29 protein-coding genes and 2 riboswitches are annotated in these 19,747 nt (G+C 71.6%); of the genes, 15 read left to right on the top strand and 14 right to left on the bottom strand.

The features are described from left to right. Complete coding sequence (gene gcvT, locus ACRQ4B_RS07150; RefSeq protein ID WP_439693998.1) at positions 1-1,119, bottom strand: glycine cleavage system aminomethyltransferase GcvT; 1,119 nt, start codon at positions 1,117-1,119, stop codon at positions 1-3. Between the two features lie 52 nt (positions 1,120-1,171). Next, positions 1,172-1,268: riboswitch (glycine riboswitch) on the bottom strand. Between the two features lies 1 nt (position 1,269). After that, positions 1,270-1,370, bottom strand: a riboswitch (glycine riboswitch). Positions 1,371-1,465: 95 nt separating this feature from the next. Between gcvT and ACRQ4B_RS07145 the strand changes: the two genes are divergently transcribed. From ACRQ4B_RS07145 to ACRQ4B_RS07130, 4 genes are read left to right on the top strand one after another with little or no spacing between them, the layout of a single operon-like run. After that, the gene (locus ACRQ4B_RS07145) at positions 1,466-1,858 is read left to right on the top strand and encodes a BlaI/MecI/CopY family transcriptional regulator (protein ID WP_439693997.1); all 393 of its coding nucleotides are present in this window, start codon (positions 1,466-1,468) and stop codon (positions 1,856-1,858) included. A gap of 13 nt (positions 1,859-1,871) precedes the next feature. Beyond that, positions 1,872-2,609: a M56 family metallopeptidase gene (locus ACRQ4B_RS07140; protein WP_439693996.1), complete on the top strand. Its 738-nt coding sequence runs from the start codon at positions 1,872-1,874 to the stop codon at positions 2,607-2,609. Positions 2,610-2,649: 40 nt separating this feature from the next. After that, positions 2,650-3,132, top strand: coding sequence for an FBP domain-containing protein (locus ACRQ4B_RS07135; protein ID WP_439693995.1), 483 nt, complete (start codon positions 2,650-2,652; stop codon positions 3,130-3,132). After that, positions 3,129-3,383, top strand: coding sequence for a hypothetical protein (locus tag ACRQ4B_RS07130; RefSeq protein ID WP_079238412.1), 255 nt, complete (start codon positions 3,129-3,131; stop codon positions 3,381-3,383). The genes ACRQ4B_RS07135 and ACRQ4B_RS07130 overlap by 4 nt, the downstream gene beginning before the upstream one ends. A gap of 6 nt (positions 3,384-3,389) precedes the next feature. On the opposite strand, the gene ACRQ4B_RS07125 is transcribed toward ACRQ4B_RS07130, so the two are convergent. From ACRQ4B_RS07125 to ACRQ4B_RS07115, 3 genes are read right to left on the bottom strand one after another with little or no spacing between them, the layout of a single operon-like run. Next, the gene (locus ACRQ4B_RS07125; RefSeq protein WP_439693994.1) at positions 3,390-4,130 is read right to left on the bottom strand and encodes a hypothetical protein; all 741 of its coding nucleotides are present in this window, start codon (positions 4,128-4,130) and stop codon (positions 3,390-3,392) included. After that, on the bottom strand, positions 4,127-4,294 hold the full coding sequence (locus ACRQ4B_RS07120) for a CopG family transcriptional regulator (RefSeq protein ID WP_439693993.1): 168 nt from the start codon (positions 4,292-4,294) through the stop codon (positions 4,127-4,129). Before ACRQ4B_RS07120 ends, ACRQ4B_RS07125 begins: the two co-directional genes overlap by 4 nt. A gap of 31 nt (positions 4,295-4,325) precedes the next feature. Next, on the bottom strand, positions 4,326-5,225 hold the full coding sequence (locus tag ACRQ4B_RS07115) for a LysR substrate-binding domain-containing protein (protein ID WP_439693992.1): 900 nt from the start codon (positions 5,223-5,225) through the stop codon (positions 4,326-4,328). Between the two features lie 68 nt (positions 5,226-5,293). Here ACRQ4B_RS07115 and ACRQ4B_RS07110 point away from each other — a divergent pair, with 68 nt between their 5' ends. From ACRQ4B_RS07110 to ACRQ4B_RS07100, 3 genes are all read left to right on the top strand, one after another. Beyond that, entirely contained in the window at positions 5,294-5,791 is a 498-nt protein-coding gene (locus ACRQ4B_RS07110; protein ID WP_439693991.1) for a GNAT family N-acetyltransferase, read from the top strand. Positions 5,792-5,888: 97 nt separating this feature from the next. Continuing rightward, entirely contained in the window at positions 5,889-6,344 is a 456-nt protein-coding gene (locus tag ACRQ4B_RS07105) for a GNAT family N-acetyltransferase (protein WP_439693990.1), read from the top strand. Positions 6,345-6,361: 17 nt separating this feature from the next. Continuing rightward, complete coding sequence (locus ACRQ4B_RS07100; protein WP_439693989.1) at positions 6,362-6,550, top strand: hypothetical protein; 189 nt, start codon at positions 6,362-6,364, stop codon at positions 6,548-6,550. Between the two features lie 12 nt (positions 6,551-6,562). On the opposite strand, the gene ACRQ4B_RS07095 is transcribed toward ACRQ4B_RS07100, so the two are convergent. After that, positions 6,563-6,940, bottom strand: coding sequence for a hypothetical protein (locus ACRQ4B_RS07095; RefSeq protein WP_439693988.1), 378 nt, complete (start codon positions 6,938-6,940; stop codon positions 6,563-6,565). A gap of 404 nt (positions 6,941-7,344) precedes the next feature. Here ACRQ4B_RS07095 and ACRQ4B_RS07090 point away from each other — a divergent pair, with 404 nt between their 5' ends. Further along, complete coding sequence (locus ACRQ4B_RS07090; protein ID WP_439693987.1) at positions 7,345-8,124, top strand: class I SAM-dependent methyltransferase; 780 nt, start codon at positions 7,345-7,347, stop codon at positions 8,122-8,124. 132 nt (positions 8,125-8,256) lie between these two features. On the opposite strand, the gene ACRQ4B_RS07085 is transcribed toward ACRQ4B_RS07090, so the two are convergent. Continuing rightward, positions 8,257-9,456, bottom strand: coding sequence for a MalY/PatB family protein (locus tag ACRQ4B_RS07085; RefSeq protein WP_439693986.1), 1,200 nt, complete (start codon positions 9,454-9,456; stop codon positions 8,257-8,259). Between the two features lie 100 nt (positions 9,457-9,556). On the opposite strand from ACRQ4B_RS07085, the gene ACRQ4B_RS07080 reads away from it, so the two are divergent. Both ACRQ4B_RS07080 and ACRQ4B_RS07075 read left to right on the top strand, forming a co-directional pair. Further along, positions 9,557-10,333 (top strand): isocitrate lyase/PEP mutase family protein, encoded by a 777-nt coding sequence (locus ACRQ4B_RS07080; protein ID WP_439693985.1) that lies wholly within the window; start codon positions 9,557-9,559, stop codon positions 10,331-10,333. 84 nt (positions 10,334-10,417) lie between these two features. Then, a complete protein-coding gene (locus ACRQ4B_RS07075) occupies positions 10,418-11,029 on the top strand; it encodes an HD domain-containing protein (RefSeq protein ID WP_439693984.1) in 612 nt (203 codons plus the stop codon). A gap of 31 nt (positions 11,030-11,060) precedes the next feature. On the opposite strand, the gene ACRQ4B_RS07070 is transcribed toward ACRQ4B_RS07075, so the two are convergent. Beyond that, positions 11,061-12,761 carry a cell wall-binding repeat-containing protein gene (locus tag ACRQ4B_RS07070; protein ID WP_439693983.1) on the bottom strand — a complete coding sequence of 567 codons (1,701 nt, stop codon included), beginning with the start codon at positions 12,759-12,761 and terminating at the stop codon, positions 11,061-11,063. A gap of 385 nt (positions 12,762-13,146) precedes the next feature. On the opposite strand from ACRQ4B_RS07070, the gene ACRQ4B_RS07065 reads away from it, so the two are divergent. Beyond that, the gene (locus ACRQ4B_RS07065) at positions 13,147-13,434 is read left to right on the top strand and encodes a hypothetical protein (protein WP_439693982.1); all 288 of its coding nucleotides are present in this window, start codon (positions 13,147-13,149) and stop codon (positions 13,432-13,434) included. A gap of 58 nt (positions 13,435-13,492) precedes the next feature. Here the strand turns inward: ACRQ4B_RS07065 and ACRQ4B_RS07060 are convergent, their stop codons facing one another. Further along, the gene (locus tag ACRQ4B_RS07060) at positions 13,493-13,864 is read right to left on the bottom strand and encodes a hypothetical protein (RefSeq protein ID WP_439693981.1); all 372 of its coding nucleotides are present in this window, start codon (positions 13,862-13,864) and stop codon (positions 13,493-13,495) included. 180 nt (positions 13,865-14,044) lie between these two features. Between ACRQ4B_RS07060 and ACRQ4B_RS07055 the strand changes: the two genes are divergently transcribed. Next, positions 14,045-14,497, top strand: coding sequence for a nucleotidyltransferase domain-containing protein (locus ACRQ4B_RS07055; RefSeq protein ID WP_439693980.1), 453 nt, complete (start codon positions 14,045-14,047; stop codon positions 14,495-14,497). A 10-nt stretch (positions 14,498-14,507) separates the two neighbouring features. Here ACRQ4B_RS07055 and ACRQ4B_RS07050 read toward each other — a convergent pair whose 3' ends face one another. The 6 genes from ACRQ4B_RS07050 to ACRQ4B_RS07025 form a co-directional block, all read right to left on the bottom strand. Further along, positions 14,508-14,972 carry a phage tail protein gene (locus ACRQ4B_RS07050; RefSeq protein WP_439693979.1) on the bottom strand — a complete coding sequence of 155 codons (465 nt, stop codon included), beginning with the start codon at positions 14,970-14,972 and terminating at the stop codon, positions 14,508-14,510. A 31-nt stretch (positions 14,973-15,003) separates the two neighbouring features. Continuing rightward, on the bottom strand, positions 15,004-15,528 hold the full coding sequence (locus ACRQ4B_RS07045) for a GNAT family N-acetyltransferase (protein ID WP_439693978.1): 525 nt from the start codon (positions 15,526-15,528) through the stop codon (positions 15,004-15,006). Between the two features lie 4 nt (positions 15,529-15,532). Beyond that, positions 15,533-15,808: a DUF1778 domain-containing protein gene (locus ACRQ4B_RS07040; protein ID WP_439693977.1), complete on the bottom strand. Its 276-nt coding sequence runs from the start codon at positions 15,806-15,808 to the stop codon at positions 15,533-15,535. 37 nt (positions 15,809-15,845) lie between these two features. Beyond that, positions 15,846-16,193: an NUDIX domain-containing protein gene (locus ACRQ4B_RS07035; RefSeq protein ID WP_439693976.1), complete on the bottom strand. Its 348-nt coding sequence runs from the start codon at positions 16,191-16,193 to the stop codon at positions 15,846-15,848. A gap of 83 nt (positions 16,194-16,276) precedes the next feature. Then, positions 16,277-17,350: a redox-regulated ATPase YchF gene (gene ychF, locus ACRQ4B_RS07030; RefSeq protein WP_439693975.1), complete on the bottom strand. Its 1,074-nt coding sequence runs from the start codon at positions 17,348-17,350 to the stop codon at positions 16,277-16,279. 70 nt (positions 17,351-17,420) lie between these two features. After that, entirely contained in the window at positions 17,421-17,627 is a 207-nt protein-coding gene (locus tag ACRQ4B_RS07025) for a hypothetical protein (RefSeq protein ID WP_439693974.1), read from the bottom strand. Between the two features lie 93 nt (positions 17,628-17,720). On the opposite strand from ACRQ4B_RS07025, the gene ACRQ4B_RS07020 reads away from it, so the two are divergent. The 3 genes from ACRQ4B_RS07020 to ACRQ4B_RS07010 all read left to right on the top strand — a co-directional run bounded on the left by ACRQ4B_RS07020 (position 17,721) and on the right by ACRQ4B_RS07010 (position 19,747). Then, entirely contained in the window at positions 17,721-18,182 is a 462-nt protein-coding gene (locus ACRQ4B_RS07020) for a hypothetical protein (RefSeq protein ID WP_439693973.1), read from the top strand. A gap of 78 nt (positions 18,183-18,260) precedes the next feature. Further along, entirely contained in the window at positions 18,261-18,896 is a 636-nt protein-coding gene (locus tag ACRQ4B_RS07015; protein WP_439693972.1) for an exonuclease domain-containing protein, read from the top strand. Positions 18,897-18,988: 92 nt separating this feature from the next. Further along, positions 18,989-19,747, top strand: coding sequence for a GntR family transcriptional regulator (locus tag ACRQ4B_RS07010; protein ID WP_439693971.1), 759 nt, complete (start codon positions 18,989-18,991; stop codon positions 19,745-19,747).

Genomic DNA, 19,747 nt, shown 5'->3' with positions numbered 1-19,747 from the left:
CTAGCCTTTCGCAGGGCGGCGGTAGAAGGGGAACGGGGTCACGGTGCTGGGGATGGCCGTGCCGCGGACGTCGATGTGGAGGAGTTGTCCCTCGGTGGCGAGGGCCGGGTCGACGAAGGCCATCGCGACCGGGTGGCCGAGCGTCGGGGACAGCGCGCCGGAGGTCACCGTGCCGACGACCTGGCCGTCGTGCACGACGTCGTAGCCGGCCCGGGGTGCGCGACGCCCCTCGGTGACGAGCCCGACCAGCACGCGTGCGTCGGCGGCGGGTGTGACGCCCGCATCCCCGACGAACGAACCCGAGGTCGCCACGACCCGACCGAGTCCGGCTTGCGCCGGGCGCACGTCGGTGCCGAGCTCGTGCCCGTAGAGGGGCATGCCGGCCTCGAGCCGCAGGGTGTCCCGTGCGGCGAGACCGGCGGGCACCACGCCACGGTCGGCGCCCGCCTCGAGCAGGGCGTCCCAGAGCGCTCCGGCGACCGCGGGTGCGCTGTAGATCTCGAAGCCGTCCTCGCCCGTGTACCCGGTGCGCGCGATCAGGACTTCCGCGCCGTCGAACGCGGCGTGCAGCACGCGGTAGTAGCGGAGTTCGTCGAGCGGGGTCTCCGGCTGCAGGCGGTCCGCGACGACCAGGGCGTCGAGCGTGCCGGCCGCGGCCGGCCCCTGGATCGCAACGAGGGCCGTGCTGTCGGAGTCGTCCGAAACGTCGACGTCGAAGCCGTCCACGCGGGCGGTCAGCGCCTCGGCCGCGACGTCGCGGTTCGAGGCGTTCGCGACCACCAGGAAGACGTCCTCGTCGGTCCGGTAGACGACGAGGTCGTCGAGGATCCCGCCGTCCTCGGCGAGGAGCAGCGAGTACTTCGCCCGCCCGACCGTCATCGCGCCGAACGAGCCGGCGAGCGCGTGGTCGAGGAACGGGACGGCGTCGGGACCGGTGACTCCGATCTCGGCCATGTGCGAGAGGTCGAACACCCCGGCCGCCTGGCGCACGGCGTGGTGCTCGGCGAGGTCGGACGAGTAGCGCACGGGCATCCGGTAGCCGGCGAAGTCGGTGAAGGCCGCGCCGGCGGCTTCGTGTGCGGCTTCGAGCGGGGAGGAGCGCAGTGGGGACGGACTCATGGTGGAGTTCTCCTGGCATCGGCAGGGCCCGACGACCATCGTCGGGTGGAACTCCCCCTCTGTCATGTGCCTGAGAGTTTCACCGCGGCCCGTGAGGTCCGGCGGCTTTCACCGTGGGCGAGACGCACTGCGTCTGCTTTTCAGAGTGGCCTGCCCGTGGCGGTGTTGGACCTGAGAGATTGACGGGGAGGTTGCTCCTTCGGTGCCGTGCGGGTGCCGGGGCACTGCACGACGTCTCCCGCGACGGATGGTCGGCCGGTGTTCAGTTGTCCGCGCACGAGCATACCCAGCCCGCGTTACGGGCATGTGTCGTGTGCCACGGTTCGACATCTCGTAGAATGCCCCGGTGGCAGGACAGCGATCACGACCCCGTGGGCAGCTCGAGCAGGCGGTGCTCGACGCGCTCTGGTCGGCGGACGACGGGCGCGGCTCCGGGATCGGGCTCAGCGCCCGTCAGGTGCTCGACGCGTTCCCCGAGCCCCGGCCCGCGCTGACGACCGTGCTCACCGTGCTCGACCGCCTCGGTCGCAAGGGCCAGGTCGAGCGCCAGCACCACGACGACGCACCCCTGACCTTCCGCGCGACGAACAGTCGGGAGCAACAGACCGCTTCCCTCATGTCGAACGCGCTCGCCGCCGCCACCGACCGCGAAGCCGCCCTGCTGCAGTTCACCGGGTCGCTCGCCTCGGACGACCTCGACGTCCTCCGTCGCGCCCTCGACGGCCGCGCCCGCAGCTGACGAACGCGCAGCCGTGGTCGTCACCGGAGTCGTCCTCATCGCGCTCGCCCTCGCGGTCGTGGTGCTCGCGCCCCGGGTCCTGACTCGGTCCGCCTGGACGATCGACCGGCCGCGCACGGCGCTCGTGTCGTGGTCGGTCGCCGTCCTCCTCGGCGTGGTCGGCTTCGTCGCCGGGATCGCCCTGGTCGCCCTGGCGAACCGGCCGATCACCGACCCGTTCCGGCTCGGCGACTCCCCCACGCACGGTCTGAACATCGGCGTCGCCGTCCTCGCGGTCCTGGCGTTCGTCATCGCGGTCCGGGTCCGCCCCGGCCCCGAGCACGACGCCGTGCGCGAGGCCATGCAGTCCGGTGCGGCGCCGCACCGGGAGATCGACGGCACCCCCGTCGCGGTCGTCGAGGCCGACCACGCCCTGGCCTGCGCCGTCCCCGGCCGCTCCGGCGGGGTGCTGGTGAGCACCGGGCTGGCGGACCGCCTGCGGACGGACGAACTGGAGGCCGTGGTCGCCCACGAACGCGCCCACCTGACCCAGCGCCACGCGGTCGCCGTCGGGATCGCCGAGTCCATCGAGCGTGCGGTCCCGTGGATCCCCGGGGCGCGCGCCATGGCGCGCTCGACGCGCGTGCTGGTGGAGTTCGCCGCGGACGACGCGGCGGCACGTCGTGTCGGGCGCGACGCCCTGCGCCGGGCCGTCCTGGTGGCGGACGGGACCAGTGCGCTCGGCGCGATCCGTGCCTCCAGGCTGTCCTGACGTACCCGCTGTCGGGGGCGAGGCATAGGGTGACAGCACCGTGAAGCCACTGACCGAAGCAGACATCCGCTCGTCGTTCGTGAACGCCACCCCGGACGAACTCGCCCAGCTGCCCATCCCCGGCCTGCACGAGACGCTGTGGGACGAACGCGAGTTCCTCGGCTGGCGCGACCCCCAAGCCGCCCGCCGCGGCTACATCGTGTCCTGGATCGACGACCGCCCCGTGGGGATCGTCGTCCGGTCCGCCGGCGGGTCGCTCCGGCCGGGCATCGCCGCGATGTGCTCGTTCTGCCACTCGCCCCAACCCGCGACGCAGGTCCGACTGTTCTCGGCTGCACGCGCCGGTGAGTCCGGACGGAACGGGAACACCATCGGCTCGTACATCTGCGAGGACCTCGGCTGCCCGATGCTGATCCGCACCGCGCCGCCGCACCTCAACCCGCCGGCGACCATCAGGATGCGGGGCGAGGCGCTCCTCCAGCGCGTCCGCAACTTCACCGAGGACGTGGCGAAGACCGCGTGAGCCGGTTCAGCACCGCACGGTGGGCCGTCGTCGAGGAACTCGGGGACGGTCGGTGGCGACTCACCCTGCGCGATGAGGCCGACGACGAGCTCGGTGCGTTCGGACTCGGGGTCGAGGGGCCGTGGGACCCGGACGTCGAGCCGCACGTGGGCTTCGTGCTCGTGCAGCTCGGGCTGACGCTGCGCGGGGCACGCCCGTGGCGCACCGACGAACTGGGCGACCAGCGGGCGCCGGTGCTGCCGCTCGGCTGATCCGCGTCAGCTCGACCGCGTGTAGCCGTACAGGTCCCGCTGGACACCGTTCACCCACAGGTCGGGGCCGTCCGGGCGGGCGACCCGGAGCGTGCGGTTGTAGGCCTCGTCGAGGATCCGCGGCTGGTACCCGGCCTCGGTGAGCCGCGCCGCGAGCGCGTCGAGGTCGCCGGAGTACTCGAACGACAGCTCCACGCCGTCCTGGTCGGCACGGTGCAGCGCGAGCGCACCACCGCCGACGGCGGTGAAGTCGACCCAGACCCCGCTGTCCGAGGTGAGTCGGCGGCGGAGTCCCGCCGCCTCGGCGACGGCCGCCTGCGCGGTGAGGTCCGCCCCGTACCAGATCGGCATCACGGTCAACGCCGACGAGTCGGTCGCCGACGTGTCGGTCGCCGACGTGTCGGTCGCTGACGTGGACGTGGACGTCGTCGCGCTCATCGGGAGCGGGCCGTCGACGACGAGCAGCGGCCCGATGTCGTCGAGGACCGTCCGGCGGACCGTCGCCCCGACGTCGGTCAGGACACGCTCCAGGTCGTCGAGCGCTGCCGGGGTGTCGGTGAGCAGGACGATCTCGGTCCGCTCCTCGGCGACGGTGTCGACCCGGTGGATCGCGAGCACGCCGTCACCGGCGAACTCGGACCACACGTCGTCGCCGCCGGGCACCGGCTGGAGGCCGAGGCCACGGGCGAGCGCGTGCCACGCGTCCGGGTCGGTCGTGTACTGGATCTGCTGCACGGTGATCGTCATCGGGTTCCCCCTTCGGAGTCGGACACGTACGCGGCAGCGATGCGCTCGACGAGGGCGGAGAGCGAGACCCCTTCGTCGATCGCCCGGTGCTTCAGGTCACGCACCAGGTCGGCGGGCAGGTACACGTTGAACTGCACCTTCGGGTGGTTCGCGCTGGCTACCATGCTAGCAATCTAGCGCGCAGCCGGGGCGGTGTCACTCGGTCGCGGCGATGAAGTTCCGCAGGATCTCGCGGTCGTCGTCGGCGCGGGCTGCCCAGAACAGCTCGCTGCGGTGCTCGTCCGGCCGACCATCGTGCACGAGCGGCAGGAGCACGACGGTGTCCGGTGCGGCGAGGGTCGCACTCTCCGGCGCGACGGTCACCCCGAGCCCGGCACCGACGAGGTGGAGCACGGTCGCCCAGGTCGTGGCTTCCTGCACCACCACCGGCCGTCGACCCTCGGTCACCACCGGTGCGAGGTTCCGCTCCGTCGCGACCGCTCCGGCCTCCGCCGGGAAGAACACGAACGGGTCGTCGAGGAGCTCCGGACCGTGGATCGACGCGCGTTCGGCGAGCCGGTGGCCCCGTGGCACGGCGGCCACGAACCGCTCGCTGCGGAACGGCAGGAACCGCACGGCTGGGTCGGGGTCGGGGTCGCGCACCATCGCCAGGTCGAGCTCGCCGCGGACGATCCGTGTCAGCAGGGTGGACGAGTACCCCTCGGTGAGTTCCACCCGCACGAGCGGGAAGCGCTCCCGGAACGCCTGCACGCGCTCGATCGGTCCGAGCGGCAACGCCGAGACCACGAAGCCGACGTCGAGCCGACCGACCTCGCCCCGGCCGACCCGGACGGTCTCGTCGAGGTCCCGACGGGCCTGGGCGAGCAGCGAGCGGGCCCGCCCCTGCAGCACCCGACCCGCCGCGGTGAGTGCGACGCTGCGGCTCGTCCGGATGAACAGGTCGACCCCGAGTTCCCGTTCCGTGCGCCGGATCTGCTGCGAGAGTGCCGGCTGGGCGATCCGGAGGTGTCCAGCGGCGCGTCCGAAGTGCAGTTCGTCGGCCACGGCGAGGAACGCACGGAGCTGGCGGAGGTCGACGTCCGGTACCCGATCCATGCACGCAGCGTATCGATCAGCGTGAACGAGTATTGGACGCCGCTCGACGATCGATCGAGGATGGACGCATGCCCGACGCGACGACCACCGACGCCCTCATCATCACCGACATCGCCTCCGCCGCCGATGCCGATGCCTTCCGGATCCTCAACGAAGCGTGGATCAGCAGGTTCTTCACCCTCGAGGACGAGGACCGCAAGCTCCTCGGCGACCCGGTCGGGCAGATCGTCGAACCCGGCGGCGCCGCGTTCGTCGCCCGCCTCGGCGACCAGGGTCCGGTCATCGGGTGCATCGGCATCACCCCTGTCGGGCCCGGAGTGTTCGAGCTCGTGAAGATGGCCGTCTCTCCCGAGCACCAGGGACACGGTACCGGCCGGACGCTCATCGCGACCGCCCTCGACCGGGCCCGGGCCCTCGGCGCACACCGGGTCGTCCTCGAGAGCAACGCGCGGCTCGCGAGCGCCGTGCACCTCTACGAGGCGTTCGGGTTCCGGCACCTCGGCCACGACGAGGTCGCGCCGAGCCCGTACGCGCGCGCGGACGTCCACATGGCACTCGACCTCTGATCCCGCCGACCCCCGCGGGCGGGCCGCCCCGGCGACGACCACCGGATCGCGCGGAACCGTAACGGGGTGACCCCGCCGTCCGATAACGTCCGACGAGATGCGGATCCACGAGCGAGCCGAGGCCGACCTCGACCCCCTGGTCGAGGTGCTCCGGCGCGCACACGGTGCCGGCTACCCCACGGACTGGCCGACGGCGCCCCGCGACTGGATCTCCCCCGCGGGGCTGCTCGGCGCCTGGGTCGCGATCGACGGCGACGAGGTCATCGGACACGTCGGGGTCTCCGTCCCCGCGCCGGGCCGGATGCCCGAGGTCACCCGCCTGTTCGTCGACCCGGCCCACCGCGGCAAGGGTGTGGCGGACGCACTCCTGGAAGCTGCCGAGGCGTCTGCGCCCGGCACGCACCTGCGCCTCGACGTCGCCGAGGAACGCCCGGACGCGTGGCGCCTGTACGAGCGTCGCGGCTGGTGCATGACCGGCCGCGGACCCGCCGACTGGTGCACCCCGTCCGGCGAGGTCCCCACGGTGCGGTACTACGCCAAGCGGGTCGGCTGAGCCGGTACGCTCGCGGCATGGCGACGTACGAGGTCAAGGCCGTCCGAGAGCGCGGCGCGTGGCAGGTCTTCATCGACGGGATCATGGTGACGGAGGTCACCCGTTGGGCGTCCGTCGGGTTCGTGTCCCGTGAGTTCCTCGCGATGGACCGCACCGACGACCTGCGCATCCGGGTCGTGGGGCGCAACCAGTACGTCGACGACTGACCCCGCGCCGGCTCAGCGCGCGGCTGCGACGAGCTGCTGCGCGCGCTGGTGTGAGACGTGGAGCAGCGGGCCGATCTCCCGGACCGTCAGGCCTGACTCGTGCAGCACGAGCGCCGCGGCCGCGGTCTCCCGCGCGGCTTCCACCCGAGCACGTTCAGAGGCTTCCCGCAGGACCCGAGCACGATCGAGGTGCGCACGGGCAGCCTCGGGCATGGCGAGCTCGACGTCGAGCTCGAACGATCCGGCGTCACGGTCGTGCGTCAGCGCGAGCCAATCGCGGGCCGTGGGCTCGATGTCCCGCTCGCGCCGCGCTTGGGTGCGTACCACTCCGTCGATCGAGATGACCCACCACTTCCCGTCGCGCTCCGCACGGATGACGTGTCGACTCATTCCCGAGGCCCTCTCTCTCGTTCACATTCCCTGACGATGGATTGCGCTGTCCGCTCCCGCAGCTCGCGGTGCCGTGGGACGACAACCAGACGATCCCCGAACCGGAAGAGGTCATGGCGCCCTCCATGGCGCGAGAACACGAACTCGACTCCTTCTCGTGCGGCAAGTCGTGCGAGCCGGTCCAACAGGTCGACCCGCTTCACCGTACGTGTCCAATCAGAACTAGGCAAGCTTGCCGAGCGCGACGAGACACAACGGGTCGGGGAGAGGTCATGTGCCGACGGTGCCCGACGGGCTGCCGTGGCGAAGACCGAGCGGACAGGTCTGTGGATCAGCACTCTCGACCACACGGCTGTGGAGGAACGAGTTGGCTGCCAGCCACCGGTTCGATCACCATGGGGAGCATGCGCACCACGGACACGTTCGACGACCTCCTGGCGATCGGCGAGACCGCCGACGTCACCGGCTGGGACTTCTCGTGGCTCGACGGCCGCGCGACCGAGGAGCGCCCGCCGTGGGGCTACGCCCGACTGCTCGGCGAACGCCTGACACGGCTCGCCGAGACCCCGGGCAGCGCGAGCCTCGACGTCCAGACCGGCGGCGGTGAGGTGCTCGCCGAGGCTCCGGCGTACCCGACGACCGCCGTCGCGACCGAGTCCTGGCCCCCGAACGTCGCCGCCGCGACCGCACACCTGCACCCGCGGGGCGTGGTCGTCGTCGCCGATCCGGACGAGCCGCCACTGCCCTTCGCCGACGCCGCGTTCGACCTGGTGACGAGCCGGCACCCGGCCGCGGTCCACTGGGACGAGATCGCGCGCGTGCTCCGTCCCGGCGGCAGCTACCTCGCGCAGCACGTGGGGCCAGCGAGCGTGTTCGAGCTGATCGAGTTCTTCCTCGGTCCGAAGCCCGTCGAGCGTCGCGGTCGACACCACGACGACGAGGCCGATGCCGCACGGGCCGCCGGCCTGGAGGTCGTCGACCTCCGCACCGCCCGCACCCGGATCGAGATCCACGACGTCGCCGCGGTGGTCTACCTGCTGCGCAAGGTGATCTGGTGGGTGCCGGACTTCAGCGTCGAGCGACACCGCGACCGGCTGCGCGACCTGCACGAGCTGATCCAGCGCGACGGACCGTTCGTGGCGTACTCGGCCCGCCACCTGATCGAGGCGCGCCGACCCGAGTAAGCGCGCCCGCCCGAGTAGCCGCGCCGACCCGAGTGGGCGCGTCAGCCCGAGCAGGCACGCCCACCGAGCAGGTGCGACGACCCGGGGAGCCGCACCGCGCCTCCAGGCCGCCCGCCTGAGGCAACCGGTCGCTCACGCGACGTGCCAGACCAGGCCCTCCTGCGCGCTCGACGGGTACGCCGCCGCGATCCGCAGCACGGCCTCGCGCAGTGTGTCCGGCGAGCACGCGAGGTTGAGCCGGGCGAATCCACGTCCCTGTGACCCGAACCCGAGGCCGGAGTTCAGCGCCACGTAGGCGTGCTCGCGCAACGGCACCGCGGGGTCGTCACCGAGCCCGATGCCCCGGAAGTCGAGCCAGGCGAGGTACCCGGCCCGCGGCCGTGTGTAGACGACGCCGGGCAGGTGCTCCGACAGCAACGAGCCGAGCAGCCGCTCGTTCGCGACGATCCGCGCGACGACGTCGTCGAGCCAGTCGGTCGCGAGCGTGAACGCCGCGAGGTTCGCGTGCAACCCGAGGATGCTCGTGCGGCAGGCCACTTCTTCCCACAGGGTGTCGAGGAGCGTCGCGGTGCGGGCGTCCCCGGCGACGATGACGGAGCACTTCACCCCGGCGAGGTTCCACCCCTTGCTCGCGCTCGTCACGCACACGCTCCGCGCGCCGACCGGTTCGGCGATCGCGGCGAACGGGGTGAACCGGACGCCCGGGTGGGTGAGGGGCGCGTGGATCTCGTCGCTGATGACGAGGACGTCGTAGCGGGCGGCGAGCTCGGCGACCGCGAGCAGGTCCGCCCGGTCGTGCACGAGCCCCACGGGGTTGTGCGGGTTGCAGAGCAGGAAGACGCCGACACCGTCGGCGAAGGCCCGCTCGAGCCCCTCGAGGTCGAGGCGGTACACACCCCACTGCTCGAGGAGCGGGACCTCCTCGACCTGACATCGGGCCTCTTCGACGAGCTCGAAGAACGGCGGGTACACCGGCGGCGTGATCGCGACCCGGCCGCCCTCGGGGAGCGCGAGCCGGAGCGACTCGACGATGCCCACGCTGACGTCGGTGGCCAGGTACACGCGTGCCGGGTCGACGTCCCAGTCCCATCGGTCCTTCGCGAACGCGGCGAACGCCGGCGCGAGCGGCCCGGGACCGTCGAGGTACCCGAGGTCCGACTGCTGCACCCGTTCGATGAGGGCCTGCCGGATCGCCGGGGCGACCTCGTGGTCCATCTCGGCGACGAACAGGGGCAGCACGTCGGGCGCGTACCGCGTCCACTTGATGCTCGTCCGGACCCCGCGCAGCGTGCCGACCGGGTCCTGCTCGTCGCTCGCCATGCGTCCCAGCATGCATCGGACTGGAGGCGCGGCGCGAGTCCGGACGTCATCTCGCGTCGTCTGCGGGTCGCGCTGCGACCGGGGGCCGCCGCGTCGGCCTACTGTCGGCGGCATGACCACGAGCACCGCCGACAAGGCGACCACCCTGAAGACCCTGCACGAAGCCCCCGAGATCCTCCGGGTCGTCAACGTCTGGGACGCGATCAGCGCCAAGGTCGTCAGCGACCTGCCCGGGACGAAGGCGATCGCCACCGCCGGGCACTCGATCGCGGCGAGCCACGGGTACGACGACGGCGGGATGCCGCTCGACCTCGCCCTCGCCGGCGCGGCCACCGTCGCAGCGGCCACCGACCTGCCCGTCACCGCCGACCTCGACGACGGCTACGAGGACCCCGCCGAGACGATCCGCCGCGCGATCGGTGCGGGCATCGTCGGCGCGAACGTCGAGGACCGTCTCCGCCCCTTCGACGAAGCGGTCGCACGCGTCGCCGCCATCACCGCGGCCGCACAGGCCGAGGGCATCGACTTCCAGCTGAACGCCCGCACCGACGCGATCGCCCGTGGTGGTGACCGTCCGATCGACGAGAGCATCGCGGACGCCGTCGCCCGCGGCAAGGCGTTCCTCGACAACGGCGCGGCCCTCGTGTTCGTCCCGGGCGCGATCGACCGATCCGTGGTCGAGCGGCTCGTCGAGGGCCTCGGTCGGGGCAAGCTCTCCGTGATCGGCCTGCCCGGGGCCCTGCCCGCGGCCGAGTACGAGGCGCTCGGCGTCGCGCGCATCTCCTACGGTCCGCTGACGCAGCGCGTCGCGCTGCGCGCGCTCCGCGACCTGGCGACCGACCTGTACGGTGGCGGCGTCGTGCCGGAGGACACGCCGACCCTGAACTGAACCACACGGCGGACGGGAGGCGCGGTGCCGGCTGGCTCCGCGCCTCCCGTCCGTCCGGTGGCGGCGGGCCGCTACTGTCGTGCCATGAGCCTGGACGTCGATGCGCTGCTGACCCCGCCCTCCCCCGTCGCGGCGCGTGCGCTCGACGTGGTGCGTGGTTGGTCGTCGCCGGCGCTCGTGAACCACTGCCTGCGGTCGTGGGCGTGGGCATCGCTGCTCGCGCCGTCGATCGGCCTCGAGCCCGACCGTGAGCTCCTCTTCGTCGCGACGATGCTGCACGACCTCGGCGTGACGCCGTCCTTCGACGCCCACGCGGTCCCGTTCGAGGACGCCGGCGGCGCCGTCGGCTCCGTGTTCGCGCTCGGTGCCGGCTGGGACCCCGCCCGTGCCCGTCGCGTCGGTGAGATCGTCGAACGGCACATGTGGACGTCGGTCGACCCGGCGCTGGACGCCGAGGGGCACCTGCTCGAGGTCGCGACCTCGCTCGACGTCTCCGGGGCGGGGTTCGACCGGTGGGACGCCGCTGCCCTGCGAGCCGTCACCGCGGCGGTCCCCCGGCTCGACTTCTCGGCGACCTTCGACGGCCTGATCCACGAGCAGGCCGGACGGAAGCCGTCGTCGTCCGCCGCTCGTCTGGACGGCTCGGGGAACGTCGCGGCGGGCGGCGCACGGTGGGAGGCGTTCCTCGGGTCCTGAACCCGCGCCTCCCGTCCGCCCGTTCGGGGCGTCAGCGGCAGCGCGGCAAGGACGCCATCCCGGCGCTCAGCGACGACGGACCGCCGATGCGCACCATGCGGTGCACGCCGAGTGCACCGATCGCCCGCGCGATCGACGGCTGGAGGCACGTCGGTGACGACTGGAGGACGGCGGCCCCCTCGCTCCCGGCGAGCGCCGCCGCGGCGAGCCCGTCCGGCAGGCTCTTCGACGAGACGAGGTACGCGGTGTCGGCCGTCCCCGTGGACTTCGTGGCCGCGCCCGCGGAGACCGCTCCCGGTTCCGGTCCGAGCACCGTGTCGACCGTGCCGACCCCCGCGGTGGAGAGGTCGGCCAGGTAGTCGCCCGACGTCCCCTTCTGCGAGCCGACGAGCGTGACGTCGTCGACGCGGTGTGCCCGGAGGAACGCGAGCGTCGCGGCGTCCGGGTGCGTCCCGGGCCGGAGCAGGACCACGGGCTGCGCGTCGGCGCCGGCGGCGGGCACGGCGGCGAGCAGATCGTTCGTGCCGGTGCCGACGACGAGGGTGGCGACGGCCTGGGTCCCGGGGAAGAACGCGTCGTCGACCCGCCGGTTCACCTCGTACCGGTCGCGTCCGTCGATCCGGGAGACCGCCGCGTGCGGGACGGCGGACCGGACCTGCTGCAGGACGTTCGCGGAGACCGACGCGGTCCCGCCCACGACGACGACCTTCGCCGGGGCGAGCGCAACGAGTTCGCTCCGCGTGACGGACGGCAGCGCGGCGGCAGGTGTCAGGAGCATCGGGAAGTGGTGCCGTGCGGCGGCGGGGACGGCCGCCAACCCGTCCGTCGGGTACTGGCCGGAGACGAGGAAGACCGTGCTGCGCTGCGCGTAGACCCCCTCGGCGACCCCGCGTTGCACGACGCCCACGCTCGTGGACCAGAGGTCCTTACCGGCGATGAGCGTCGAGGCATCGGCAGGCGCCGAGGTCGTGGAGCCGACGGTGACGTCCATCCCGTCGAGGTGCTGGCCGGCCGCGACCGTGAAGGACTTCGCGGTGGCGAGGCTCGTCCCGCCCCACCAGCTCGCCACGGTGCCCGTCGTGTCGGAGTCCTCCGGGACGAGTTGCAGTCGGTAGGTGCCGGCGGCGACCCGTCCGACGGTGAACGGCGACACCGTCTGCGTCTGCGGCAGCGCGGGCGTGTGCGAGCCGGGGTCGTACGAGGCATCGCGCACGACGTGCCAGTGCCCGCGGTACTGCGCCCACAACCGTGCCTCGACCGACCCGCGTGCAGCGTTCGCGTCGGCGGCCACGGCGTCACCCGACACCGTCGCCGCCGGAGCCATCTGGACGTCGATGCCCGTCACGGTCCGTCCGGCGACCGTCACCTGGCGAGCCGACTCGAACGACGAGGCACCGCCGGAGTACGAGGTCACCTCGCCGGCCGTGTACGTGTCGGCCTCGACGGCGTACGCGCCGTTCGGCACGCCCCGCAGCGTGTACCGGCCGGCGCGGTCCGTGAGGGCGACCTGTCCCGTCGTGCTGCATGCCAGCGAGCAGAAGTGGGTGGCCCGGCCCGGCTGGACGAGGGTGACCTGCGCGCGGGCGACGGGGCGACCGGACGACGTCACCACGCCGGTGACCGACCCCGTGCTCGGGACGGCGGCCGCCGGTTCGACCGCGGTCACCGCGACGAGGACGGCGACGGCGACGGCGACCAGCGCGAGGGTGGGGGTACGGCGTCTGATCGCCATGGCTGTCCTGTCAGGGTCGGCCGCGATCTCCGCGCCGGGCGGCCGTCCCCCTGGCCCGTTGCGCGACTCGACTGTACCGAGCACGGCATCGTGCCCGGGTCCCCCCGTTCGCGGGTGATCCGGCCATCCGCCTGGACAGGACTCAGCCGACGCCGTATAGTGTTTCTTTGGTGCACTGCAGCGAACCCATCTGACTCGCGCACACCGAACCGTCTCGAAGCCGATTCACCCGAATCGCATTCCCACGAGACCACCGCTCGATCCGAACGGACGAGCTGCACGTCGAAACGCGACGTGCCCGCCCCGCACTCGATGCGTCGCGCCGGACTCAGCCGTCCGCCGACACCGAGGCCCCGGGCGCCGAACAGCCAGGAAGTACCGCACCATGACCAGCAACGAACGAATCACCATCATCGGCACCGCACTCGCGGCGCCGACCGTCTCCCCCGACCGCATCGCCGAGTTCGGCGTCCGTGACGACCGCTCGCAGCGCGAGTACCTCGTCCGGATCCCGGCCGACGACCTCGGTCGCTTCATCACCCGTGGGTCCCGCGTGGACGTCGATGGCGAGGCCGGCTGGACCGTGCCGGGCCGCTCGTGGCGCGGCGAGGCGAGCCGCACCCTCGTGCAGGCGCAGTCCGTCCGCGCACCGGAACTGGCCCTCGCGGCCTGAGTTCCCGCGCTCCACACGCACGAAGGCCGTCGAGCAGTGCTCGGCGGCCTTCGTCGTGTCAGATGCGTTCCGACCTGCTGGCGTCCGGATCGTCGGGCAGGTCGGGCTCGTCCGCGCCCACGAACCGGTGCCCGCCGTCGGCATCGACCGGGCGCTCGGGGCCGGCGTGCAGCGCAGCATCGCGGAGGTGGCGGATGAAGCCGTGGTCCTCTGGTTCGAGCTCGTCGTCGGGGGCGACGCTGACGGACAGTTCGCTCGCCGGGCCGACCAGCACCGTGGTGCGCGTGACGGATCCGTCCTCCGCCACCGAAGGCACGGCGACGGTGTCCGTCCGGCCGTTCGCGCCGAGGACCGCTGCGTAGTCCGCGACGGCGTCGGCGATCAGGTCCCCCGTCAGGATCGAGTTGCCGTCGTAGTGGATGTACTTCACGATGCCTCCTCCGACAGACGGTAGGTGTCGGATGCTCGGAGGCTCACATCAACCGCGCGGAGTGGCCAGCCGCGGACCGCGCGGCTCGGGTTCGGCGTTCCGTCATCCCGACCTCCGCGCCGTGCCGGATCCCCTTGGTGATGGTCGTGGATGGATACTCGGACTCGTCAGGAGGTCACGATGTCGGTCGAACGCGCCGCAGAGCTCATCCGTGCTGCCCGCGTGGACATCGGTCTGTCACAGGCGGCCCTGGCCGCAGCAGCCGGGATGCAGGAGCCGACGATCGCGGCGTACGAGGACGGGCTGGACCGTCCTGCCCCCGAGACGCTCGCTCGCATCCTGACCGCAGCAAGAACACGACCGAGCATCCCGCTCGCGATCCACGCGACCGACATCATCGACGCCGCAGGACGGTGCAAGCTGCGCAACGTGCGGGTGTTCGGATCGGCTGTCCGCGGTCAGGACACCGAGGACAGCGACATCGACTTGCTCGTCAGCCTCTGCCCCGGAGCCTCGCTCTTCGACCTCGGCGCGTTCGCCTTCGAGGTGGAGACGCTCACCGGGTTCGAGGTCGATGTCCTCACCGACGATCCGCACTTCGCCCATGTCCTCGACGAAGCGGTGCCGCTGTGAGCAGGGTCGTTCAGTACTCGCCCTTCACGACGAAGAACGACCCGCGGATGGTCCCCGCGAGCTTCGACTTCTGCCGCGCGAACTTGAACTTGTCCGCGAGCTCCTCCGGGACGTCCATGCCGTCGGAGAGCTTGAACCCGACCGCACGCTTCCCGCCCGGCTCGAGCGTGTAGAGCACGTTGACCACCAGGCCGGACTCGTAGAACACGTAGGTCCATCGAACGCCGTCGACCAATGCCTCGGTCGCTTCCAGCGGTTCGGAGGCGATCGTGAGACCCCGTTCCTCCTGCAGCACACGGGTGACGTAGTCGACGAGGTCCGGGACATCCGCCGCCGGGTGGGTCGTGAAGACGTGGTCGTACTTGTTCTTGAAGTAGCGGGCCTCGTTGGCGCGGAGGCCGGCGAGCGCGTCGGCCACCGGCGAGGACTCGAGACCGGTGGTGGACACGTTCACGAAGTCGACGACGTACGACATGGGGCCTCCTGCTGCTCCGCTCGTGGTGAAACTACCGTGCCGCGGCGTTCGCGTCGACGATGGTCGCTTCAGCGTCCACGACCAGCAGGTACATGCAGCGCGTTGTCTCCGGGATCACGGCGAACCCGAATCGTTCGTAGAACGCAGCAGCCTCGTCGTCGATCGCGTACACGACCACTGCGCGCGCACCCACGAGCCGCGAGGCTTCGATGCTCTTGAGGAGCGCGTCCTGCAGCAGACTCGCCCCGAGTCCCAGACCCTGGAACGCCAGATCGACTGCGAGCCGACCGATGAGGACGACGGGGATCGGATCGGGCATGTTCCGCCGCAACGAGCCCGGGACACCCGCTGAATGGAGCGAGCTGGCCGCGAGGCAGTAGTAGCCGGCAATCCGATCCGTCTCGTCGTCGATCGAGATGAACGTGCGGGATGCTCCGCCTGCTTCGTTGCGGATCGCTCGGATCTGGAGCCAGCTCGTGAGCGTGGGCTTGCCGCAGTCGAAGAGGCTGGTGTCGTCGTACTGGGTGATCGGGCGAGGGCGCCGGAGGACCGCCATCGCGTCAGTCGACGAAGACGCTGGGGCGGGACAGGAGATCAGCCAGTCCGGCGACGGACTTCGCCGGGCGGTCGAGGAGGGCGGAGAACGCTGCGAAGCTCTTGTCGGACATGGCGATCTCGCGCTCGCGGCGGATCGTGTCCTCAGCGTGTTCGACCAGGACACTGACCGAGAAGTCGGTGATCGATCGGCCCGAGATCGCCGCGGCCGCTTCGATCTCACGCTTCTGCTCCGGTGTGAGCCGGAGATCGAGCCGGTCGGATTTGCGTGGTGCCGACATGGGGCAATCGTACGGCAGATCGCCGTACGTTGTCGACTCAGTCAGTCCTCGGGACGTCGAGCAGCGTGCAGGCGAAGCGGACGGACGGCGTCACGGACACGGACGAACCCGGGATGAGCAGCACGACACGGGCGACGTCCTCGACGTCCTCGATCCACCGCACCCGTTCGGCGACCCAGACGCAGGCGATCCACCCGCGGTGTCGGAAGTCGATCGACGACCCGTCGCTCGCTCGGTCCACGTGAGCGTCGAACTCGTGCCACGAGTCGATCGCGTCGACCGTGACGCCGCACTCCTCCGCGAGTTCGCGACGGAGCGTCTGTTCCGCTGACTCCCCGGGCTCGGGAACCGCCGGGGAGGTCGAGCCAGCCCCGGTACGGCCCACGAGCCTTCTCGACCGTGACCAGCTGGCCGTCCTGCAGCCAGGCACCGTACACGCCGACGTGTTCGCGCATCACGCGGCCTCGCTCAGTTGTTGAAGCGGAACTCCACCACGTCGCCGTCCTGCATCACGTAGTCCTTGCCCTCGATGCGCGCCTTGCCCGCCGAACGCGCCTCGGCGATCGACCCGGTCGCGACGAGGTCCTCGAACGAGATGACCTCGGCCTTGATGAAGCCCTTCTCGAAGTCGGTGTGGATCACGCCGGCAGCCTGGGGCGCCTTCCACCCCTTGCCGATCGTCCACGCACGCGCTTCCTTCGGCCCGGCGGTCAGGTACGTCTGCAGTCCGAGGGTGTCGAACCCGATGCGGGCGAGCTGGTCGAGGCCGGACTCGGTCTGCCCGGTGGACTCGAGGAGTTCGGCGGCGTCGGCGGGGTCGAGTTCGATGAGCTCGGACTCGACCTGGGCGTCGAGGAAGACGGCCTGGGCGGGGGCGACGAGCGCCGCGAGCTCGGCCTTGCGGGCGTCGTCGGTGAGGACCGCTTCGTCGACGTTGAAGACGAAGATGAAGGGCTTGGCGGACAGCAACCCGAGCTCGGCGATCGGCGTGAGGTCGATCGTGGTGGCGGACAGCAGCGTGCCCTGCTCGAGCGCGGCGCGGGCTTCGCGGGCGGTCTCGAGCACGATCGGCTCGGCCTGCTTGAGCTTGACGGTCTTCTCGTACCGCGGGAGCGCCTTGTCGATGGTCTCCATGTCGGCGAGGATCAGCTCGGTGTTGATGACCTCGAGGTCGTCCTTCGGGGACACCTTGTTCGCCACGTGCACGACGTCGTCGTCGGTGAACCCGCGGACGACCTGGGCGATGGCGTCGGCTTCGCGGATGTTCGCGAGGAACTTGTTGCCGAGCCCCTCGCCCTCGCTGGCGCCCTTGACGATGCCGGCGATGTCGACGAACGACACCGGGGCCGGCACGGTCTTCTCCGAGTGGAAGAGCTCGGCGAGTTGGTCGAGACGGGGGTCGGGCAGGTTCACCACGCCGACGTTCGGCTCGATCGTCGCGAACGGGTAGTTCGCGGCGAGGACCTGGTTCTTCGTCAGGGCGTTGAACAGGGTCGACTTGCCGACGTTGGGGAGACCGACGATTCCGATGGTGAGTGCCACGGGAGGACAGCCTACCGGCGGCCGCACGCCGGAGCCGCGCCGTGCCTCCAGGCCGTCGTCCCGCTCACGATCAGAACTGATCGCCCCAGTGCTCCATGGCCGCCCGGACGAGCGCGGTGAACGCGGCGATCGCGCCGGACGTCAGTCCGACCGCGACGGCCGCACCGACCCCGACCAACGCCGCGCCGAGCCCGACCGCCCGTCGCACCGTGTGCGACGGCTCGTCGACGGGATCGGCCGCGGTCAGCAGCTCGTCCATGTCCCTCGGGTCCCCCACGTGGTCAGCGTAGGCGTGTCGCAGCCCGGAGAACAGCACACGTGGAGCGCCCGGGTGGCAGCGTGGTCCGGACGACACGGATGGAGGACGTCGATGTGGTTCGAACGTGACCGGCGCGGGGTGCACTCGATGGGGCTCGACGCCCGTGGGCAACGGCGGTACTTCACCGCGGAGACGCTCGCGGCGCTCGAGGAGCTCTCGCCCGCGGACCTGATCGCCCTGCACGAGGCCCTGGCCGAGCTGGAGGCCGACGTGCTGGTGGAGTACGACCCGGACGACGCGGCGATCGACCACGACGAGGAGGACGACTTCCGCATGGTCGAGCCCCCTGCGGAGATCGCGTTCCCGACCGTGACGTCGGCCTTCGCGGACGCGTTCGCGGCGCACGTCGCGTCCGTCCCGCCACGCTGGCGGATCGACGCCGCAGCCGTCGCGTTCGAGCTGGTCGGCACGCTCGCGGACCCGCACCACGTCCGGGCACGGAAGCGCCTGTCGGCGACCTGGAGGCTCACCGCACGTCGTCGACGCCGATCGCGTCGGGTGCGCCGCGGCTGATCCCCCGGCTCCCGCGGCAGGGGCGCAACGCCGACGCGGCTTCCGGCGATGTCGGCGCTGCGTGCGACCATCGGGAACGTGCCGTTGAACTTCACCGCGATCGACTTCGAGACCGCGAACAGCTCGCCCGCCAGCGCCTGCTCGGTCGGACTCGTCAAGGTCCGCGCGGGGAAGGTCGTCGAGCGGGCCTCCTGGTTCATCCGGCCGCCGTTCGGCCACGACGCGTTCCTCGAGTGGAACACCCGCATCCACGGCATCGTCGCGTCGGACGTCCAGCACGCGAAGGGTTGGGCGGAGCAGTACGCGGACCTCGTCGACTTCGCCGAGGGTGACGTGCTCGTCGCGCACAACGCCCGGTTCGACATGGGCGTGATCGCCGGTGGCTGCTCCGCGACGGGCACCGCACTCGCCGAGCACCACTCGCTGTGCTCGCTGCAGGTCGCCCGCAAGACGTACACGCTGGACTCGTACCGGCTGCCGATGGCCGCGCGGGCCGCCGGGTTCGAGGGCTTCCAGCACCACGACGCCGCTGCCGACGCCGAGGCCTGCGCGGCCATCGTGGTGCACGCCGCCGGACAGCACGGGGTGTCGACGGTGGAGGCGCTCGGGGCGGCGACCCGCGTGCACATCGCACCGGTCCGCCCCCGCACGGAACAGCCGAAGCAGGCGGCCCAGCCCCGCTTGTCGAACCGCCCGATGATCTTCGCGGACTGACCAGCCCGCCGGACGGCGGCTCGCGAGCCCGGTGGTATTGTCACGACAATCCCTCGGCGCCGACGCCGAACCCCGCACTCCGAAGGACCGCGATGACCAACGAAGGCCAGCTGCCGTCCGACCTGTTCATGGACCTGGACCGGTCGGGTCCGATGCCCCTCTACTTCCAGGTCGCCTCCCGCATCGAGGAAGCGATCCGCTCCGGTGCAATGCCGCCCGGCGCTCGGCTCGAGAACGAGATCGCGCTCGGAGAGCGACTGGGGCTGTCGCGCCCGACGATCCGCCGCGCGATCCAGGACCTCGTCGACAAGGGCCTGCTCGTCCGCCGCCGTGGCATCGGCACGCAGGTGGTGCACGGCCCGGTGACGCGCAAGGTCGAGCTGACCAGCCTGTACGACGACCTCGCGCAGGGCTCGCAAGCGCCGGCGACGAAGCTCTTGGAGCGGAACGACGTCCCTGCGTCGGACGACGTCGCCGAGGCGCTCGGGATCACTCCGGGCACCACGGTGGCGCACATCCGCCGGGTGCGGTTCGCCGAGGACGTGCCGATGGCCATCCTCGAGAACTTCCTGCCGCCGGAGTTCCTCGAGATCACCGACCAGGACCTACAGGACCACGGGCTCTACCAACTGCTGCGTGGCCGCGGCGTCACGATGCGGGTCGCGAAGCAGCGGATCGGTGCGCGCGCCGTGACGGACGACGAGGCGAGCCTGCTCGAGATCGAGGACGGCGACCCCGTGCTCACGATGAGCCGCACCGCGTACGACGCCTCGGGCCGTGCGGTCGAGTACGGCGTGCACTGCTACCGACCCGACCGCTACTCGTTCGAGGTCACGCTCGTCGACAAGTAG

This window comes from Curtobacterium sp. SP.BCo (assembly GCF_051903265.1).
In the GTDB taxonomy this organism is placed as follows: Bacteria; Actinomycetota; Actinomycetes; order Actinomycetales; family Microbacteriaceae; genus Curtobacterium.
The sequence above is the reverse complement of the archived record's forward strand: the minus strand, read 5'-3'. Positions and strand labels throughout refer to the sequence as shown.

Bases quoted from the DNA above. Each gene is read 5' to 3' on its own strand.
- ACRQ4B_RS07095 (WP_439693988.1), bottom strand. From the start codon at position 6,940: ATGAGTCGACACGTCATCCGTGCGGAGCGCGACGGGAAGTGGTGGGTC.
- ACRQ4B_RS07020 (WP_439693973.1), top strand. From the start codon at position 17,721: ATGTGGTTCGAACGTGACCGGCGCGGGGTGCACTCGATGGGGCTCGAC.
- ACRQ4B_RS07100 (WP_439693989.1), top strand. From the start codon at position 6,362: ATGGCGACGTACGAGGTCAAGGCCGTCCGAGAGCGCGGCGCGTGGCAG.
- ACRQ4B_RS07110 (WP_439693991.1), top strand. From the start codon at position 5,294: ATGCCCGACGCGACGACCACCGACGCCCTCATCATCACCGACATCGCC.
- gcvT (WP_439693998.1), bottom strand. From the start codon at position 1,119: ATGAGTCCGTCCCCACTGCGCTCCTCCCCGCTCGAAGCCGCACACGAA.
- ACRQ4B_RS07105 (WP_439693990.1), top strand. From the start codon at position 5,889: ATGCGGATCCACGAGCGAGCCGAGGCCGACCTCGACCCCCTGGTCGAG.
- ACRQ4B_RS07010 (WP_439693971.1), top strand. From the start codon at position 18,989: ATGACCAACGAAGGCCAGCTGCCGTCCGACCTGTTCATGGACCTGGAC.
- ACRQ4B_RS07085 (WP_439693986.1), bottom strand. From the start codon at position 9,456: ATGCTGGGACGCATGGCGAGCGACGAGCAGGACCCGGTCGGCACGCTG.
- ACRQ4B_RS07055 (WP_439693980.1), top strand. From the start codon at position 14,045: ATGTCGGTCGAACGCGCCGCAGAGCTCATCCGTGCTGCCCGCGTGGAC.
- ACRQ4B_RS07045 (WP_439693978.1), bottom strand. From the start codon at position 15,528: ATGGCGGTCCTCCGGCGCCCTCGCCCGATCACCCAGTACGACGACACC.
- ACRQ4B_RS07120 (WP_439693993.1), bottom strand. From the start codon at position 4,294: ATGGTAGCCAGCGCGAACCACCCGAAGGTGCAGTTCAACGTGTACCTG.
- ACRQ4B_RS07090 (WP_439693987.1), top strand. From the start codon at position 7,345: ATGCGCACCACGGACACGTTCGACGACCTCCTGGCGATCGGCGAGACC.
- ACRQ4B_RS07075 (WP_439693984.1), top strand. From the start codon at position 10,418: ATGAGCCTGGACGTCGATGCGCTGCTGACCCCGCCCTCCCCCGTCGCG.
- ACRQ4B_RS07040 (WP_439693977.1), bottom strand. From the start codon at position 15,808: ATGTCGGCACCACGCAAATCCGACCGGCTCGATCTCCGGCTCACACCG.
- ACRQ4B_RS07125 (WP_439693994.1), bottom strand. From the start codon at position 4,130: ATGACGATCACCGTGCAGCAGATCCAGTACACGACCGACCCGGACGCG.
- ACRQ4B_RS07065 (WP_439693982.1), top strand. From the start codon at position 13,147: ATGACCAGCAACGAACGAATCACCATCATCGGCACCGCACTCGCGGCG.
- ACRQ4B_RS07080 (WP_439693985.1), top strand. From the start codon at position 9,557: ATGACCACGAGCACCGCCGACAAGGCGACCACCCTGAAGACCCTGCAC.
- ACRQ4B_RS07115 (WP_439693992.1), bottom strand. From the start codon at position 5,225: ATGGATCGGGTACCGGACGTCGACCTCCGCCAGCTCCGTGCGTTCCTC.
- ACRQ4B_RS07050 (WP_439693979.1), bottom strand. From the start codon at position 14,972: ATGTCGTACGTCGTCGACTTCGTGAACGTGTCCACCACCGGTCTCGAG.
- ACRQ4B_RS07070 (WP_439693983.1), bottom strand. From the start codon at position 12,761: ATGGCGATCAGACGCCGTACCCCCACCCTCGCGCTGGTCGCCGTCGCC.